General features: G+C 69.8%; 16 protein-coding genes. 8 read left to right on the top strand and 8 right to left on the bottom strand.

The window, feature by feature from the left end; translation table 11 throughout:
- Positions 1-18: 18 nt before the first annotated feature.
- Together ABZ194_RS22920 and ABZ194_RS22925 are read left to right on the top strand one after the other, a co-directional pair.
- Positions 19-1275, top strand: a complete 1257-nt coding sequence (locus tag ABZ194_RS22920) for a histidine kinase (RefSeq protein WP_355599041.1) — start codon at positions 19-21, stop codon at positions 1273-1275.
- The gene (locus tag ABZ194_RS22925; RefSeq protein ID WP_355599042.1) at positions 1272-1907 is read left to right on the top strand and encodes a response regulator transcription factor; all 636 of its coding nucleotides are present in this window, start codon (positions 1272-1274) and stop codon (positions 1905-1907) included. The genes ABZ194_RS22920 and ABZ194_RS22925 overlap by 4 nt, the downstream gene beginning before the upstream one ends.
- A gap of 225 nt (positions 1908-2132) precedes the next feature.
- Here the strand turns inward: ABZ194_RS22925 and ABZ194_RS22930 are convergent, their stop codons facing one another.
- The gene (locus ABZ194_RS22930) at positions 2133-4457 is read right to left on the bottom strand and encodes a M9 family metallopeptidase (RefSeq protein ID WP_355599043.1); all 2325 of its coding nucleotides are present in this window, start codon (positions 4455-4457) and stop codon (positions 2133-2135) included.
- Positions 4458-5078: 621 nt separating this feature from the next.
- Between ABZ194_RS22930 and ABZ194_RS22935 the strand changes: the two genes are divergently transcribed.
- The gene (locus ABZ194_RS22935; RefSeq protein ID WP_355599044.1) at positions 5079-5699 is read left to right on the top strand and encodes a hypothetical protein; all 621 of its coding nucleotides are present in this window, start codon (positions 5079-5081) and stop codon (positions 5697-5699) included.
- A 278-nt stretch (positions 5700-5977) separates the two neighbouring features.
- Here the strand turns inward: ABZ194_RS22935 and ABZ194_RS22940 are convergent, their stop codons facing one another.
- Positions 5978-6616 (bottom strand): VC0807 family protein, encoded by a 639-nt coding sequence (locus ABZ194_RS22940; RefSeq protein ID WP_355599045.1) that lies wholly within the window; start codon positions 6614-6616, stop codon positions 5978-5980.
- Between the two features lie 183 nt (positions 6617-6799).
- Here ABZ194_RS22940 and ABZ194_RS22945 point away from each other — a divergent pair, with 183 nt between their 5' ends.
- Positions 6800-7588: an SURF1 family protein gene (locus ABZ194_RS22945; protein ID WP_355599046.1), complete on the top strand. Its 789-nt coding sequence runs from the start codon at positions 6800-6802 to the stop codon at positions 7586-7588.
- Between the two features lie 5 nt (positions 7589-7593).
- On the opposite strand, the gene ABZ194_RS22950 is transcribed toward ABZ194_RS22945, so the two are convergent.
- Together ABZ194_RS22950 and ABZ194_RS22955 are read right to left on the bottom strand one after the other, a co-directional pair.
- The gene (locus ABZ194_RS22950) at positions 7594-8298 is read right to left on the bottom strand and encodes a hypothetical protein (RefSeq protein ID WP_355599047.1); all 705 of its coding nucleotides are present in this window, start codon (positions 8296-8298) and stop codon (positions 7594-7596) included.
- A gap of 20 nt (positions 8299-8318) precedes the next feature.
- The gene (locus ABZ194_RS22955; protein WP_355599048.1) at positions 8319-9023 is read right to left on the bottom strand and encodes a hypothetical protein; all 705 of its coding nucleotides are present in this window, start codon (positions 9021-9023) and stop codon (positions 8319-8321) included.
- A gap of 379 nt (positions 9024-9402) precedes the next feature.
- Between ABZ194_RS22955 and ABZ194_RS22960 the strand changes: the two genes are divergently transcribed.
- Positions 9403-10599 (top strand): amidohydrolase family protein, encoded by a 1197-nt coding sequence (locus ABZ194_RS22960; protein ID WP_355599049.1) that lies wholly within the window; start codon positions 9403-9405, stop codon positions 10597-10599.
- Here the strand turns inward: ABZ194_RS22960 and ABZ194_RS22965 are convergent.
- The 3 genes from ABZ194_RS22965 to ABZ194_RS22975 form a co-directional block, all read right to left on the bottom strand.
- Positions 10580-10927, bottom strand: coding sequence for a YkvA family protein (locus tag ABZ194_RS22965; protein ID WP_355599050.1), 348 nt, complete (start codon positions 10925-10927; stop codon positions 10580-10582). The genes ABZ194_RS22960 and ABZ194_RS22965 overlap by 20 nt on opposite strands.
- Before the next feature lie 52 nt (positions 10928-10979).
- A complete protein-coding gene (locus ABZ194_RS22970; protein WP_355599055.1) occupies positions 10980-12437 on the bottom strand; it encodes an amidase in 1458 nt (485 codons plus the stop codon).
- A gap of 968 nt (positions 12438-13405) precedes the next feature.
- The gene (locus ABZ194_RS22975; protein WP_355599051.1) at positions 13406-13849 is read right to left on the bottom strand and encodes a hypothetical protein; all 444 of its coding nucleotides are present in this window, start codon (positions 13847-13849) and stop codon (positions 13406-13408) included.
- A gap of 22 nt (positions 13850-13871) precedes the next feature.
- Between ABZ194_RS22975 and ABZ194_RS22980 the strand changes: the two genes are divergently transcribed.
- Positions 13872-14009: a hypothetical protein gene (locus ABZ194_RS22980; protein ID WP_355599052.1), complete on the top strand. Its 138-nt coding sequence runs from the start codon at positions 13872-13874 to the stop codon at positions 14007-14009.
- A 167-nt stretch (positions 14010-14176) separates the two neighbouring features.
- Here the strand turns inward: ABZ194_RS22980 and ABZ194_RS22985 are convergent, their stop codons facing one another.
- The gene (locus tag ABZ194_RS22985; RefSeq protein WP_355599053.1) at positions 14177-14953 is read right to left on the bottom strand and encodes a hypothetical protein; all 777 of its coding nucleotides are present in this window, start codon (positions 14951-14953) and stop codon (positions 14177-14179) included.
- A gap of 212 nt (positions 14954-15165) precedes the next feature.
- On the opposite strand from ABZ194_RS22985, the gene ABZ194_RS22990 reads away from it, so the two are divergent.
- Together ABZ194_RS22990 and ABZ194_RS22995 are read left to right on the top strand one after the other, a co-directional pair.
- Positions 15166-15975: a UTRA domain-containing protein gene (locus tag ABZ194_RS22990; RefSeq protein ID WP_355599054.1), complete on the top strand. Its 810-nt coding sequence runs from the start codon at positions 15166-15168 to the stop codon at positions 15973-15975.
- Positions 15976-16207: 232 nt separating this feature from the next.
- The coding region (locus tag ABZ194_RS22995) for a helix-turn-helix domain-containing protein (RefSeq protein ID WP_355599056.1) at positions 16208-16334 on the top strand (127 nt) is incomplete at its 3' end.

Genomic DNA, 16334 nt, shown 5'->3' on the forward strand with positions numbered 1-16334 from the left:
GATGATGAGATGGAGGGCATGAGACGGGACGACGCGCTGTGGGCCACGCTGTGCTTCGCCGGCGGTCTTGTCCTGCTCGCCGCGGGCGCCCACCTCACCCGCCCGACCCCCGCCTATCTTCTCGTCGGACCTCTGCTGGTCGGCTGCGTCGGCGTCGCGGTACGGCGGAGCTCACCGGTGGCCGCCCTCGGGCTGGGTCTCGTCGCCATCGTGACGGACTTACTGGCGGGGCCGTCCATGGCCACGATCCTGGTCTTCACCGACAACCTCTACGCGCCCACCAGGTACGGCCCGGCCAGGCTGGGCAGGTGGCTGCTCGGCGGTACCACGGCCTTCGCCGTCATCGGCGGGACCGTGGCCGGGTTCGTCCGCCAGGACCTGGGCCTGCTCGCGGTGACCGTCGTCCAGCTCGGCCTGATCGGAACCACCCCCGTCCTGACCGGGATGTTCATGAAGCAGCTCCAGGACCAGGCGGAGTCCGAGCGGGCCAGGGCCGAGCAGGTGGCGCGACTGGCGGAGCTGGACCGGCGGGCGGCGGTGAACGCCGAGCGGACCCGGATGGCCCGGGAACTGCACGACATGATCGCCAACCACTTCAGCGCGATCGCCATCCAGTCCACGGCCGTGCTCTCCCGGGACGACCTCGACGCGCGGACCGTGCACGGCGTCCTGACGTCGATCCGCGAGAACAGTCTCCAGGGCATGACCGAGATGCGGGCCATGATCGGGCTGCTCCGGCAGGACGGTGAGGAGGCCGAGGCGACGCGGCCGAGGCTGACCGAGGCGGACGACCTGGCGGCGCGGGCGCGGGAGGCCGGAGTGGAGGTACGGCTGCGCGTGATCGGCGAGGCCCGGGAGTTGCCCGCCTCGGTGGACCTCGCCGGATACCGGATCGTTCAGGAGTCGCTGACCAACGCGCTCAAGCACGGCGACGGGGTCGCCGACGTGGTGATCGGTTATCGGCCGGCCCTGGTCACGCTGACCGTGGACACCCCGGCCGGCGACGCGAGGCGAGAACCCTCGGCCGCGCGTGGGACGGTCTCCGGCGTCGAGCGGGGGCTCCCCGGCACCCGGGAGGCGATCTCCCGCGCGGAACAGGCGCGTTCCGGCACCCGGGGGACGCTCACCGACGCGGAACCGGCGCTTCCCGGCGCGGGGGCCGGGATCGTCGGCATGCGGGAACGGGCCGCGCTGGTCGGCGGCGTCTGCGAGGCCGGGCCATCCGGCGACGGCTGGCGTGTCCACGCCGAACTACCCACCGGGGAGATCTCATGACCGTCCGAGTCCTCGTCGCGGACGACCACGCGGCGGTCCGTGCCGGAATCGTCCTCATCCTCGACGGCCACGAGGACATCGAGGTCGTCGGGGAGGCCGCGGACGGTGAGCAGGCCGTGACCATGGCTCTCGAACTACGGCCCGACGTGGTGGTGATGGACATCCGGATGCCGAAGCTGGACGGGATCTCCGCGACCCGCCGGCTCAGCGGGGTGTCCGACGTGCTGATCCTGACCACCTTCGACCTCGACGAATACGTCTTCGGCGCGTTGCGGGCCGGGGCCGCCGGATTCCTGCTCAAGAACACCGACGCCGCCGCGCTGGTGGAGGCGGTGCGGGTGGTGGCCCGGGGGGACGGGCTGATCTCGCCCTCGGTCACCAGGCGGCTGATCTCGGCGTTCGGCGCGGCGGTTCCGGAGCGCAGGCCGTATGAGATCGGTGGTCTGACGCCGCGCGAGCGCGAGGTGCTGGCGTGCGTCGGGCGGGGCCTGTCGAACGCGGAGATCTCCGCCGAGCTGGACATGGCGGAGGCGACCACGAAGACCCACGTCAGCAGGTTGCTGAACAAGCTGGGCCTGCGCAGCCGGGTTCAGGCCGCGATCCTGGCCCAGGACCTCCCCGCTGAGCGGTAGAACCCGGAAACGGGGTCCCGGCAGCAATGAGGCGGAACCCAGCGGGGCTTGACCGGTGGGGGTGACGGCCGTGGCCGAGATCGCCAGGCGTCCTCCAACCTCAAATAACCCCAGGTCATGGGTGGGTTCGTTGGATTCCGCTCCATTGCTGTCGAGACCCCGGGACAGGCCGAGGGCCCTCCCTGGGAAGGGGAAGGGCCCTCGGGGGTGGGGATCGCCGGGAGTTTAGTACTGGCTGGTCACGGTGACGCCGCTGAAGGCGGTGGCGCCGTGCAGGCTGATGTAGTGGTAGCCGCTCGCCGGGTTGGTGATGGTCAGGGTCTCGGCGTTGCCGGCCGTGACGGAGCGCTTGGTGTAGTTGCTGGTGGTGGCCCAGGTGCTGGGGCTGTAGTACAGGTTCGCGTTGCCGGTACCGCCAGAGGTGATGATCTTCAGCTGGGTGGTTCCGGCCGGGACGTTGAGGTAGAAGTAGGCGTAGTTGCCGGCGGTCGCGGTGACGTTGTTCCGGCTGCAGTTCTTACCGAGCACACGGGTGTCGGCGCTGGGGCACACGGTCCCGGTCGGGGTCACCGTCGGGGTCGCGGTCGGCGTCGGGGTCGCGGTCGGGGTCACCGTCGGGGTCGCGGTGGGGGTGGGAGTGGGGGTCACCGTCGGAGTGGCGGTGGGGGTCGGGTTCGGGGTCGGCGTCGGGATGACGGAGCAGGAACCGCTGGCGCAGGCCGTCAGCCAGTTGCTCCAGTCGGTGTTGTAGTTCAGGCCGGTCAGGAAGGTGCGGGCCGCGTTCCAGTTACCGGAGCGGTAGTAGCCCAGCAGGGTGGTGACGTCGGCCGGGTGCTTCTCCAGCATGTAGCGGACCGCGAGGTAGCCCCAGCGGTAGATGCGGGTGGTGTCGTCGTTGTAGGTGGTGTCGAAGAGCTGGCGCAGGGTGTAGGTCTTCTTGGCCGCCTCGGTGATCGCGGCGCTGTAGACCTCCTTGCGGTAGGAGTAGGAGACGTACTCGGCGAAGCCCTCGATCCACCAGATGGTCGGGGTCGTGATGCCGGCGTCGAAGTCGCCGTACATGTTGAACCGGCCGTCGAGGTAGTGCGTGTACTCGTGGTTCAGGTTCCAGATCGCAAAGGTCGGGCGGAGCCACTCGGCCTCGTAGGCGATGAACCTGGGCTGGTTGCCGGCGACGGCGGGGTTGCCCTCCAGGTACATGCCACCGTTGTTGGTGTCGATCCCGTAGAGGATGCCCGCGTAGGTGCCGTAGTCGGAGCTGGAGTTGAAGACGACAACCTCAAGGGCGGTGTTGAGGTCGCTGGCGACCGGCCCGCCGTCCCGGACGATGTTGTGGAAGAACGCGTCCTGGTTGGCCAGGCTGGCGCAGCTCTCGCTGAACTGGGCCGCGGTCATGTCCTGGGCCAGGATCCGCAGGGTGGAGCTACAGGTGTGGCTGAGCGGCAGGGCGACGGCCTTGACCTTGGCCTGCAGGTCACAGGTGCCGAAGTAGGAGCAGTTCGCCTTGTCGTACGTGTCGGTCATCTCGGCGACGCCCACCCAGAGCTGAGCGGTGTTGCCCCTGATGTCGCTGCGGTCGAGCAGGGCCTTGGCCAGCGGGCGGACCTTGGACTTGAGGGCGGCGTACTGCAGGAAGCGGCCCAGCTCACGACCGGCGTTGGAGGTGAGGAAGTCGTTGTCGGTGCCCAGCAGCGCCATGTTGTTGTTGGCGAAGCTGTAGAGGGTGTCGACGACGCTGGGGTCGCTCTGGACCTGGGTGACGAACTCGGGCACCTGGTGGCCGCGGAACAGCACGGTGTAGACGCCGTTGACGGCGTTACGCATGTACCAGTACTGGTTGTAGGAGCTGTTGTAGGCGTTCAGCAGCCGCTTCACCACGTAGAGGTAGCGGGCGTTCTCCTCGGCGCTGTCGATGAGGGTGACGGCCTCGGACAGGATCTCGCCGTTGGCCTCGTTGACGTCGCTGGAGCGGCCGTTGGCGTAGAACGCGTCCAGCGCGGAGCGGATCGCGGTCTTGAGGCCGGTGCCATAGGTGCCGACGGTGCTCGGGTAGTACCAGTGCACGTAGTAGCCGGCCCGCAGGTACATCACCAGCTGCAGGGTGCTGTCGCTGTTGTCACCGGTGTAGTAGAGCGCGTTGTCGCGCAGCGCGTAGGCCACGCTGGTCATCTGCGACTCGCGGAACGCGGCGGAGGCGTTGCCCCCGGTGAGGCTGAACAACGTGTTGATGCAGTCGGACGTGGAGCCCTTGATCGCGGTGACCAGGGCGCTGCCGGTGCGGCTGGTGAAGTCGGAGACGTTACACGCCGCCGCCGCGGCCTTGGCCATCGACTGAGCCGACTTCGCCTTCTTCGCCGCGTTGGGGACGGCGCTCGGGGTGTCGTAGTCGCGCTTGAACTCGTCGGTGGAGGACGTCAGAGGCGGACGCTCCTTGACGGGTATCCGTTCGCGTTCGGCGTGGGAGGGAGGCGCGGTGAGCGAGCCTGACACCTCATGTCCGGGCTTGGGGGCGGCGACCGCCACTACCGCGCCGGAGCGGGACTCTGCCACACTCGCACCTGCGAGTGCCGCCTGGGTGGTAAGGCCCAGGGTGAGAGCCGCGGTGAGGAGGAGGGTGCTGCCAATGGAACGACGTGGGGGGGATGTCACTACTACTCCTGGGGAGCTGGAGCGGATCACCGATCTCCAGAGCTAGGCAACCGCTATCCGTTGTGTGCAATGTAAAATTGCACACAACGGAGGGTGACGACAAGAACCAGGCGCTTCTTGTTCATCTTGTTACACACCGGCCCCTCCCGAGGGCCAAGGAAAAGATCACGCCGACCCTCGCGAGGGCGGATGGACGCAGGGTCGCACTCCGGGCACACGGCGTCGTCGCCATCCGCCGATCACACGGCCCTGAGCGCCAGGTCCCGGAGCCCCCGTCCGGCGGTGAGGACGATGAACCGGTCGTACGGCCGCCCGGATAAGCGTTTGCCGGTGAAAAGGGACCAACGTCATCGAATGTTCAAATCACCACCCGAAGACTGTTCCCGGCTTCACACCTGAGCGTGCCGTACCTGGAAAATTCCCTCTCGTGGGATAGAAGAGAGCCGACACCGCACCCCGGGTGCCGACTAATCGGGATCTCCACGAGAGTGGGCCATCGCCCACATCAGGAAAGGATGATGAATGCGGAAACAGGAGTGGAAAGCCAGCCTTGTTCCGATTTTTGTCATAGCGACCGCGTCATTTGCTCTGCTCTCCGCGCCGCCGGCGCTCGCGCGGGCGGCGACCACGTCCAGTGCGCCGATCGCCGCCGAAAGCACCGCGCCGGACGTCTGCAACAGGAGCTGGCACCGAGGGCGGAGCACCCAGGTCGAGGTCGTCACCAACGGAACACCCCAGACGATCAGCGACACCGGCTGGACCGACCTCACCTGCGGCACGGTAACCGTCCAGGTGCCCAAGGGCACGGCGGCCCACCTCACGGTCTGGGTGAACGCCGAGATCCGGTGCAAGGGGCCGAGCGACACCGGCTGGTGCGGGGGCCGCGTCCTCGCCGACGGCCAGCTGCTCAAGCCGAGCAACGACGACGGCAACGGCGACTTCGCCTGGGACACCGCGGAGCCCGGCACCTGGCGCTGGCACTCCGGTTCACTGATCCGCGCCGGAATCGTGAGATGCCCGGCAAGCAACGCCACCGCGAACTGCGACAGGAAAATCACGGTTCAGGCGATCAGTCCCAACTCGAACACGGACTTCTGGATCGACGACACCATTGTCCGAGCCGAACTGATCCGGGAATCGTAATCTCCGATAGAGAAGCCGTGGATCGGCCCGACGGCCCCGTGGGGAACGGCTCTTCCCGGATACGCCCCCTCCGGGAATCGCGCCCGGCGAACGGCCGGCGATGTAAGGCGCGGTAAAGCGGGCCGGCCGAGCCACCCACTCGAAGATCGGACGGGCCCTCTCCGGAAATCACGGAGAGGGCCTCCGAGACCGCCTGCCCCACCCCGCCGCCGCACGCGGAGGAACAATCCGGCCGGCTCCCGCGACCAGGCCAGCCCTCCCCGAACCCGGGGGGGCGGTCAGCGCCCCAGCCTCCGCAGGCAGTGCCGGAGGCTGAGCACCGAGACCAGCCCGGTCCCGCCGAGCAGCACCGCGACCAGCGAGGTCCGCACCACGAGATAGGTCTGCACGCTCTGACTGAGCAGCAGCCAGAGGCTCAGTGAGGCGTTGAGGAACTGCACGCCGCCCCACAGCACCGACTGCCACACGAAGAAACGGCGCATCCGGGGATGTTCCAGCAGATGCTCGGGGAGCGGGAGCAGGTCGGTCACGACCCGCTGGATCAGTGGCCGGCGCAGCGGCGCGGTGAACAGGAAGCCCATGCTCACGCAGAACACCCCGAGACAGGGCTGCAGGAAGAACAGGACCGGACTCCCGGTCGCCCCGGCCAGCACCGCCCGGACCGTGACCGTCCCGGCCGCCAGGAGCACGGTGCCGGGCACCGGCGCGCCCTTGGCCAGCCGCCACGCGATGCCGCCGTAGACCCACGTCACCGCCACGGCCAGCGCGCCGTACAGGCCGAAGAGGACCAGCCCGGCGTAGAAGACGGCGACGGGGAGGACCATGCCCTCCAGCACCCGGGGGGTGGCGTGCCTCAGCAGCGCGCCGAGACGGGGAAGGGTGACCGGAGCCGCCTGAGGCGGCAGGAGCACGGTCATCGGGCATGGGCTCCGGAGGTGGTGGAACGGTCCGGGGAGACGGATCCATCCGACCGTACGCGATCTCCGGAGTGTCGGACAGACTTTCCAGCACATCGCCGATCGAGCGGTCCGGGCACCTTACTACGGTCAAAGGCGCACTCGGGGAACGGGGCAGTGCGTACGGTGCCTAACCTTGAAGGCGTGTACCGCTTCCTGCTGACTCCCCGATGGATCACGCTCCACGTGGTGGTGCTGCTGGTCATCCCCGCCTTCGTGTTCCTGGGCCGGTGGCAGTTCGGGCGTTATGAGGAGCGGTCGACCAGCAGCCACCGGATCACCGCCAACCTCTCGGCCGCCCCGGTCCACGTGGAGGAGCTGACCACGCCCGGTGGCGGCGTGCGCGTCCAGGACGGATACCGGACGGTGACGGCCACCGGCACCTTCGACACGGCCCACCAGCTGCTGGTCCGCCGCCGCACCCAGAGCAGCGTGGTCGGCTTCTACGTGCTCACCCCGCTGGAGACCGGCAACGGCCAGGCGGTGCTGGTGAACCGGGGCTGGGTCAAGGCGGGCGCCACGGCCGACGCCCTCCCCGAGGTCCCCGCGCCGAGCCCGGGACAGGTGACTGTCACCGGCAGGCTACGGCCCAGCGAGACCGAGGAGTCCTCGGGGATCCGCGACCGGCAGGGCCTTCCCCCGGGCCAGGTCCTGCTGATCAGCACCGAGACGATCGGGCGGGGCCTGCCGTACAGGCTCCTCGGCGGATATGTGGAGCTGACCGGGCAGTCACCGAAGGCCGCCGAGGCGCCGGCCCCGGTGCTTGAGCCGGACGTCGGCGGAGGCGGCGGGCTCAACCTGGCGTACGGCGTGCAGTGGTGGCTGTTCATCGGGATCGCGATCGGCGGCTGGGCGCTGCTGATCCGCAGGGAGGCCGCCGACCTGCGGGAGGCGGCGTCCGGAAAGGACCGGCCGGAGCCCGTCGACGCCTAGTCTGGTCAGCCGAGGAGCCCGCCCGCGAGTTCGCCGACGGCCACCGCGGCGGCCATCGCGGCGAAGGACAGCGCGACCGACGTCAGGCAGCCCATTCCACCGCTCAACCGTTCGCGCGGTTTCGGCAGCCGCCCGTGCCGGTACCAGAGCGGCCGGGGTTCAAGCAGCAGGAACAGGATCGCGCCGATCTGGCCGAGGGTGAACATCCAGAACCACGCCCACCGGTTCCCCAGCCGGGGCGTCGAGCCAAGCATGATCAGGAAGGTCAGCGCCCAGGCCAGGGCGACCCACCGGACGTCACTTTGGGCAGGTGTCCGAAACGGCCAGCCGGGGAGGATCCCTCCCCGGCCGCCACCTTGAGGTTCCTCCAGGGTCACCCTGGGGACGGTCGCGCGGGTCTCGTTCCGGAACCGCTCGACGGTGTAGGCCCGCCCATTTTCGCAGACCGGCAGCGTGTCGATCCCGTGCCAGATCAGCGGCCCCTCGGACCATTTCAGGCTGGAGACGTTCCCCGAGTCCTCCTTGTAGACGACGGCGGAGACCCGACCGGCGGAGACCGCGGCGTGGAACTCGTCCATGGTCCGGGGCGAGGGCGTCAGGCTCAGCGCGATGGCGAGAGCCCCCCAGAGCAGCATCAGCAGCAGCACGATCCGGATGACGGTCCCGGCGATCCACCAGCCTTTGCGCACTTCGCCCACAGCCGCAGTCATACCTTTTTACTACCTTATTGTCAGGCGTTGACCATACCCAGCCCGAAAAGAAGCGCCACGGCGAGCGCGAACCCCCGCGTCCCGTCGAGCCTGACCCGCGCGGGCAGCACCTCGTACGGCCCACGCCACAGCGGATACGGCTCCAGCAGCACATAGAGCCACGACCCGCCGACCAGGAACATCCAGAGCCACGCCCACCGGGTGGCGTAGCGATGGTCCCGGCGGGTGAGCATCAGCAGCCAGGCCAGCACCTCGGCCGCCACCGCGAACGGCGCGAACGGCTCCCACCAGCGCGCGTAGGCGGGCGAGCCCAGGCTCAGCCCGAGACCGTCGGAGCGCACGATCTCCACCGCCGGGTCGGCGGCGGCCCGGACCCGGACCAGGAACGCCTCCTGGCGGCGCTCCAGCGCCTCGGGGACGAGCCGGGTGGTCCGAGGGTCCCAGACGTCGCCGGGCTGGTCGAAGCGGGCCTGGCTCCAGGAGAGCGGACCGGCCGACCAGGTCAGGGTGCCGTAGGCGGGCCAGTTCCGGTCGTAGACCACCTTGGTCACGCCCCCCGCGCGCAGGTCGCCGAGGAGCTCCTCGGCGTCGCGGAGGGCGGGATCCCGGTTCAGATGGACCACCACGGTGGACAGCGCCAGGATGAACAGCAGCGTCAGGCGCGCGCCGTACGGGACGCCCCTCCACGCCGGAACCACGGTCCGAACGTCCTGCGTTTCCGGCACTGTCCGCCTCCCATCGCGAGATACCCGCCGTCCGACAGGGTAGGGCGCGCGGCCTGACGGGGCGCACGTCCGGGGCGGGAGACACCCGGGCGAACGCACCCTCCGTGCGGGGCGTCCCAGACCGGAACATCTCCGGGACGGAGACACGCCCGGGCCGGAAATACCTTGGGAGCGGAAACACATCCGGGCCGAAAACGGGTGAAAAACGGAAACATCTGAGGGACCGCTCCGGGACGGCGGTTTCCAGACGGATCCACCCCGCGGGGGCGGTGATTCTCCCCCTCCGGTAGCCCCGGGGCACGCGCGGTGGACCTCAGAGAGACCAAGCGGATATCTTGCAGGTTGTTCAGTGTGATGTCAGCAACGTACGGTTTACTGCGTGACTACGCCGCTGCTGCCCGACCCCGAGCCACGGCGGCGGGACTTTGTGATCATCTCGGCCGACGACCATCTGATCGAGCCGCCTGACATGTTCAAGGACCGGCTCCCGGCGAAATACGCCGATCTCGCCCCCAAGGTGGTGGAGACCGATTCCGGTCACCAGGTCTGGCGGTACGGCGGGGCCACCTACCCCTGCGCCGGACTCGACGTGGGCGCCGGTCTGCCCCGTGCGCAGTGGACGCTCGACCCGGTGCGTTTCGAGCACATGCGGCCGGGCTGCCACGACATCGACGCCCGGATCGAGGACATGGACCTCGCCGGAGTCTGGGCGGCCCTGTGCTTCCCCGGCATGCTGGCCGGGCAGTCCGGGATGATCTTCGCCAAGACCCGTGACCAGGAGATGGGCCTGGCGATAATGCGGGCGTGGAACGACTGGCACGTGGACGTCTGGGCGGGCACCTACCCCGAGCGGATCATCGCCCTGCAGCTCCCCTGGCTGACCGACCCCGACCTCGCGGCCAAGGAGATCAGGGACAACGCCAACCGGGGTTTCAAGGCCGTGCTCTTCCCCGAGTTCCCCACCCGGCTCCGCCTGCCGTCGATCCACAGCGACCACTGGGACCCGTTCTTCCAGGCGTGCGAGGAGACCGGCACCGTCATCTGCCTGCACACCGGCTCGGGATCCTGGACCCCGGTGCCGTCCACGGACACCCCGATCGAGGCGATCACCACGCTGATGCCGGCGAGCGCGATGTTCGCCTGCGCCGACTGGCTCTGGTCGGGGGTGCCGCTGCGCTTCCCCGCGCTGCGGATCCTGATCGTGGAGGGTGGGGTCGGCTGGCTGCCGATGCTGGCCGAGCGGGCCGACTACTCCCTGGACCACCCGGTGGCGGGCGAGACCTCCTGGGAGGGCGGCCTGAAGCCCAGCGAGGTGCTGCGCCGCAACTTCTTCTTCGGCACGCTCAACGACCACGCGCTGTCGGGCGTGCGGTTCGCCGTGGGCTTGGAGCACGTGCTGCTGGAGAGCGGATATCCGCACTCCGACTCCACCTGGCCCGACACCCAGCAGGCCGTCACGGCGAACCTGGGTAAACTGCCGCCCGCCGACATCGCCCGGGTGGCCTACGGCAACGCCGCCCGCCTGTTCGGCCACCCGCTGCCCTCCCGCGCCTGGCTCAGGATGGAAAAGCTCTGACCTGCTGCTCCTGCCTCCGCTGCCAGTCGACATAGCGCCCGCTCTCGCCAAGCAGCGACCCCATCAGCCAGAGCAGGACACCGAAGTCGTCGGCCACCCCGATGACCATCAGGAAGTCCGGGATGACGTCGATCGGCGAGAGAATGTAGACCACGCCGAGCCCCATCATGGCCAGCCTGCTCCTGCCCATGCCGGGGTATCGCCCGCGCGTCACCGCGCCGATCATCTTGGGGACGGCGCGCAGCCGGACGCCGAGACCGGGCGAACCCGGCTTCGTCACGTCCTTGTACGTCCGCCACGCCTGCGCCGCACGCGCCGCCTTCGCCATGGGGGAACCTCCTTGGGAGCACGTTCGCCTGACGGCGTCTTACCCCGCCGACTCACGATATAACGCGTGACGTCCGTACCGGGTTCCCGTGACGCGCCGCGATCCGCCGCGTCGCCGTGTGCGGGAAGGGGCGCGCGGCCTCGATCTGGGAGGCGATCCGGATGAGCAGATCCTCCCGGCCCGCCGCGGCCACCAGCTGGACTCCGACCGGCAGCCCGGCCGCGGTCCGATGGAGCGGCAGGGAGATCGCGGGCTGTCCGGTGGCGTTGACCGGCGAGGTGAAGGCCACAGCCCGGTTCATACGGCCCCGCGCCATGCTGACGTCGTCGTCCGGCAGCCAGCCGAGGGGGAACGGCGCCACCCCCAGGGAGGGCGTGAGCAGCAGGTCGCATGACTCCCACCACCCGGCCATCCTGCGCCGGAACCCGTCGATCCAGTCGCGTGAGGCCACGTACTCGACCGCGCCGGCCCCCCTGCCCGTCGCCCCCAGGATGCGGTTGCGTGTCTCCAGCTCGCAGGGATCCACGGGCTTTCCACGCCGGCGGCCGATACCCTCCACCTCGGCGGCCAGATGGACCGCCACGACCGTGCCGAAGTGCAGCGCGAAGTCCTCCTCGGCGAGCGCGCCCGGACCACCGGCCTCGACGTCGTGACCCAGCGCCTCCAGCAGCCCGGCGGCGGCGCGCACGGCGGCCGCCGGCTCCGGGTCCACCGGAACCGTCCCGTCCGGGTGCTCGGTCAGAAAACCGATCCGCAGCCGCCCCGGGTCCGCCCCGACCTCCTCGGCGAGGTGGCGCGGCCAGGCGGGCGCGCCATACGGGTCGCCCGGCATCGTCCCGGCGATCGCGTCGAGGGTCGCCGCGCTGTCCCTGACCGTACGGCAGAGCATGCCCGCGACCGAGAACCCCGCCCACGCCTCGCCCATCGACGGCCCGTAACTGACCCGCCCCCGGCTCGGCTTCAGCCCGACCAGGCCGCACATGCTCGCCGGGATCCGGATCGACCCGCCGCCGTCGCTGCCCGCGGCCACGGCGACCATCCCCGCCGCCACGGCCGCCGCCGACCCTCCGCTCGACCCGCCGGCGCTGTAGCCGAGATCGTACGGATTGCGGGTCGCCCCGAACGCCCGAGGCTCCGTGGTGATCGCCGTGCCGAACTCCGGGGTGTTGGTCCGTCCCAGAATCGTGAACCCCGCCCGGCGCAGCCCGACCACCCCGTAGCCGTCCTGCGCCGCCTCCACGCCGTCGAGCGCGCGCGATCCCGCCCGGTACGGCTCCCCCGCCATACCCCAGCCCAGGTCCTTCAGCAGCGTCGGCACCCCGCGAAAGGGGGCGTCCGGCGGCAGCGCCCCGATCTCCGCCAGCGCCCGCTCGAACCTGCGGTGAACGACCGCGTTGATCTCCCCGTCATACGTCTCGATCCTGGCGATCGCCGCCTCGGCGAGCTCCCTCGGGGAGACCTCCCCCTTCCGCACCGCCTCCGCCTGACCGACCGCGTCAAGCTCCAACACGTCGTCCAACGCCTCACTCCTCGCCGAAAACCGGATCCCCGTACGGTCCCCGCGATCGGGGGCTCTCTCCCCCCGGTGGGGGCGAGCACCGAGATGTTCCCGCCGCACATACTTCCGGACCCCCAGTCTGTCCGATGACCACGTCACCGCGGACGACGGGCGCGTCGGCCGTCCGAGAGCGCCAACCGGGTGGAGGCGGGCCGGACCCGCCAACGGACGACCGGCGGGTCAACCGGCGAACAGCCGACGGGACGGTCGTGGGAAGGCCACAGGAAGGACTGGCGGGAGAGCTGACGAGGGGCGGCGGAAGGGACGACATAGGCTCCCATTACCCCTCCGTGACCCTCTGTTAGATGTTAGAACGTTTATGTGACGAAGAACCGGCGGGGAAAACGACGACAAGGACTATTGGCCGCGGCGGTGCTGGCGACCTGTATGGCCGCCCCGGCGCTGACCGGCACCGTTGTGGCCTCCGCCGATGTCCACGCCTCTCCCGGCCGATGCCCGGAGACGGGCCAGGGCGGACCATCCGTCAGCCTCTCCGTACCGGCGTGCGAAGAGACGGCCGTCCCGTTGCCCGAGCCGGGCTCCCCGGCTCCTGGAGAGGCGGAGAACGGGTCTTCCGGAGAGACGTGGGACGCCCGGACACCGGACGGGCGGAAGGCTCCGGACGGTGGAAGGGCGCCCGCACAGTCACCACCCCCTACCCCCGCCTCACCACCGGCCTCACTCCGCTCCCCCTCCCCGCCTCCCTCTCCGTCCACGTCCACGTCCCCTTCCGCGTCCGTGTCTCCCTTTCCCTCCGGGACCGCGCCGTCGGACGAAACCGCACCGTCGGACGAAACCGCACCGTCGGACGGGTCCGGGCCGTCGCCGGGGGGCGAGTCACCCGGGGTTGAGCCGCCCGAGGACGAGTCGTCGTCCGGCTGTCACGCCGGATCGCCGGACTCGCTGCTCGGCCTGTCCGGTCACTGCGATCCACTGCCCCAGATCCTGAACCCCCTGTCCTGCCTGGGCATCCTCTCGGTGCTGCTGGGCTCCGGCCCCTCATGCCACGAACCGGAACCGGCCGTCACGGGGACCGCGACACCCAGCCCGACACCGACACCAACTCCCACCGTTACCCCCACCCCCACTCTCACGCCCACTCCCAGCCCAACCCCAACGCCCACGCCCACGCCCACGCCCACGCCCACGCCCACGCCCACGCCCACGGCGACACCTACACCGACGGTGTCCACATCCCGGTCTCCCGGCCCTTCACCGTCCTCACCGACGACTCCGGCGCCGCCCACTCCCCCTGTCGTCCGGCCACCGGCCCCCACTCCTCCTCTTCCGGCCATCACGCCACCGGTGGCGGTGCCCGTACCGAACCCGTCCCTGCCGCCGGCCAGCCCGTCTCCGGTCGCCACGTCACCCGGGTCGCCGTTCGCCTTGCGGAAACAGCAGATCCTCGACCGCTTCGCCGAGCGGCGCCAGGGCACCGACCGCAAGCTGGTCATCCTGGTGCTCTTCACCGGCGTGATCTCGGTCACCGTGGTCGCCATGCTGAGCCGCAGGACACGTCGGTAGGGCCGGGGCGGAGCAGGCGGGATCGGAGCGGGACCCGTCAGCCGAACAGAGGGAAAAGGCTCAGCGGCAGGTGTTCTGCCGCCGAGCCTCTGGCGCGAGGTGGGGACGGTTCCCCGGAGGACCGGTTCGGGTTACCCCGTGGGAGACCGGTTCCCCGCCGGGGCCGGCTATCCGGCCGGGAACCGCACGGGGAACCGGGCGTCGATCTGGTCGTACTGCTGCTGCACGGCCACGAAGTCATCGGGCCCGATCGCGCTGAGACCGTTGAACGGATGGCTGATCAGCGTGATGAAGCCGATGCCGATGACCACCACGCTCACCCGGACCGCATCACCGGTGATCGATACGCGCGTGGGCCTGGTCCCGGCCGTCCACGGCAGCACGATCACCAGCAGCCCGGAGATGATCATCGAGATCACGAAGATGCTCTCCAGCCCCGTGTTCGCGTCGTCTCCCCGGACCGAGCGGGCGTGAGCGACCTCGGAGGCATGGCTGGCGGCGTTCTGCAGGAGGCTCTTGCTCTCGTCACCGAACGGCCGGAGCCGGATCACCTGCGCACGCATGTCCTCAAGCAGCTTCGTGGGAACCGGGGACAGTTCGCCCTGTGTCATGAGCGGCCAGTCGAGGGACACGCTCTTGGCGGAGTAGTCCCTGATCTGAGCCCGGATCGCCGCCGCCTCGGGGATCGGCGCGATCGACCAGTACATCTCGCTCAACGTCTCCGTCTCGGCCCGGATATCGGTCTCCGATGTCGAGATCGCGTCCCGGCAGAGCACCACGGCGTACGCCAGCACCAGCAGATAGACGGCGAGGGCGAGATTGGCGGCGAAGTCCACCGACGCCACCCCCTGATCCTCGCCTTCACGGCCCTTCTTCCTGAGGACGAGCAGCGCGACCAGGGTGATCGCGACGGCGGCTACCGCCAGCACGCTTATCCAGCCCATGAGACTCCCTCGAATTCACCATGAAGTTAACTACCGAGGGTAATCTTTTAATTACGATAACGTACACGTTTCCCGTGGAAGCCACGCGCGAAGTTCGCGTCCTTTCGGCGAGGCCCGAGCGACGCCGCGCGGGCCCGGCCTCCGCCCGTCGTGGGCGACGGAGAAATAGAGGGGCTAAACTTCGAGTGGACGCGAGATGAGGGACCGGTGCCTTGGACGTCGGAACGCTGCACGACATCGCGGTCATCCCCGGCCCGCTTGACCGTGCGCGCGCCGCGTCCGCCGCCATGGCCACGCTGCAGGGCCAATCCGTGGAGCTCTCCCGGATCCGCCGCGCGGCGATCATCGAGGCTCAGGAGCTCGGCATGAGGCGGGATGACATCGCCCGCCATCTGGGCGTGACTCCGGGGCGGGTGAGCCAGATGAAGAAGGCCGGCGCGCCGTCCCACCAGACCCCGGCCGGGCCGGTCGAGCCGCGGCCGCGTGTCCTCGTCGAGCGGGCGATCCCCACGCCGCCGTCGGTGCGCGGCTCGGAGTCCCTCTATCTCACCGAGGCCGCCCGCCAGGGGCTGAGACCCGAACGCGAGATGCTCTTCATCGGGGCCGAGCCGGCCGGCGAGCACGTGGCCGCCGCCCTGCGGGTCGAGCCGGGTGAGGAGGTGATGGCGCGGCGGAAGATGTTCTGGGCCGACGGTGTGCCGGTGCGGATCGCCACCAGTTACTTCCGCCTCGACGTCGCCCGGGGCACCCGGCTGGAGAAGGAGGGCTTCGTCCTGCCCACGCTTCAGGCGGCGATCGAGGATCTGGGGCACCGGTTCGGGCACGCCGTCGAGACGCTGATCTCCCGGCCTCCGACCCCGCGTGAGGCGGATCTGCTGGAGGTGCCCGGCGAGTGGGTGGTGCAGGTGCTGCGGGTGAGCGTCAGCACCGCCGACGTCCCCGTTCACGCGCTGGAGACCGTCTGCGCGGCCGGCCGGCACGTGTTCGTGGTCGGCCAGGTGGCCGGGTTCGACCATTTCTGATCGCCGGACATCACCGGATCGGGGAGACGACCACCACGGTCACGCCCACCGAGCACCTGATCGTCGGATCGACGTTCACCTCATAGGAAACCTCCGAGGAGACCCCCGCCTTCAGGTGGGGGAGGAATCGGATCCCTGCGGAGCAGGGCAGGGGCAGGCGATTCGCCGCACGGCGAACCGCCGTACGGAAACACGCACGATACTTAACCGATCGCGCGGTAGAATGTGAGGCATGGCGCAGATCGTGAAGCGGGCCTACAAGTTCCGCTTCCACCCGACCCCCGAGCAGGCCTCCGAGCTTGCCCGGACGTTCGGCTGCGTGCGCCTCGTCTACAACAAGGCCCTGGAGATGCGCACCC

The organism is Streptosporangium sp. NPDC006007 (assembly GCF_040614315.1).
Lineage (GTDB): Bacteria > Actinomycetota > Actinomycetes > Streptosporangiales > Streptosporangiaceae > Streptosporangium.

Bases quoted from the DNA above. Each gene is read 5' to 3' on its own strand.
- ABZ194_RS22935 (WP_355599044.1), top strand. From the start codon at position 5,079: ATGCGGAAACAGGAGTGGAAAGCCAGCCTTGTTCCGATTTTTGTCATA.
- ABZ194_RS22920 (WP_355599041.1), top strand. From the start codon at position 19: ATGAGACGGGACGACGCGCTGTGGGCCACGCTGTGCTTCGCCGGCGGT.
- ABZ194_RS22940 (WP_355599045.1), bottom strand. From the start codon at position 6,616: ATGACCGTGCTCCTGCCGCCTCAGGCGGCTCCGGTCACCCTTCCCCGT.
- ABZ194_RS22925 (WP_355599042.1), top strand. From the start codon at position 1,272: ATGACCGTCCGAGTCCTCGTCGCGGACGACCACGCGGCGGTCCGTGCC.
- ABZ194_RS22985 (WP_355599053.1), bottom strand. From the start codon at position 14,953: ATGGGCTGGATAAGCGTGCTGGCGGTAGCCGCCGTCGCGATCACCCTG.
- ABZ194_RS22965 (WP_355599050.1), bottom strand. From the start codon at position 10,927: ATGGCGAAGGCGGCGCGTGCGGCGCAGGCGTGGCGGACGTACAAGGAC.
- ABZ194_RS22950 (WP_355599047.1), bottom strand. From the start codon at position 8,298: ATGACTGCGGCTGTGGGCGAAGTGCGCAAAGGCTGGTGGATCGCCGGG.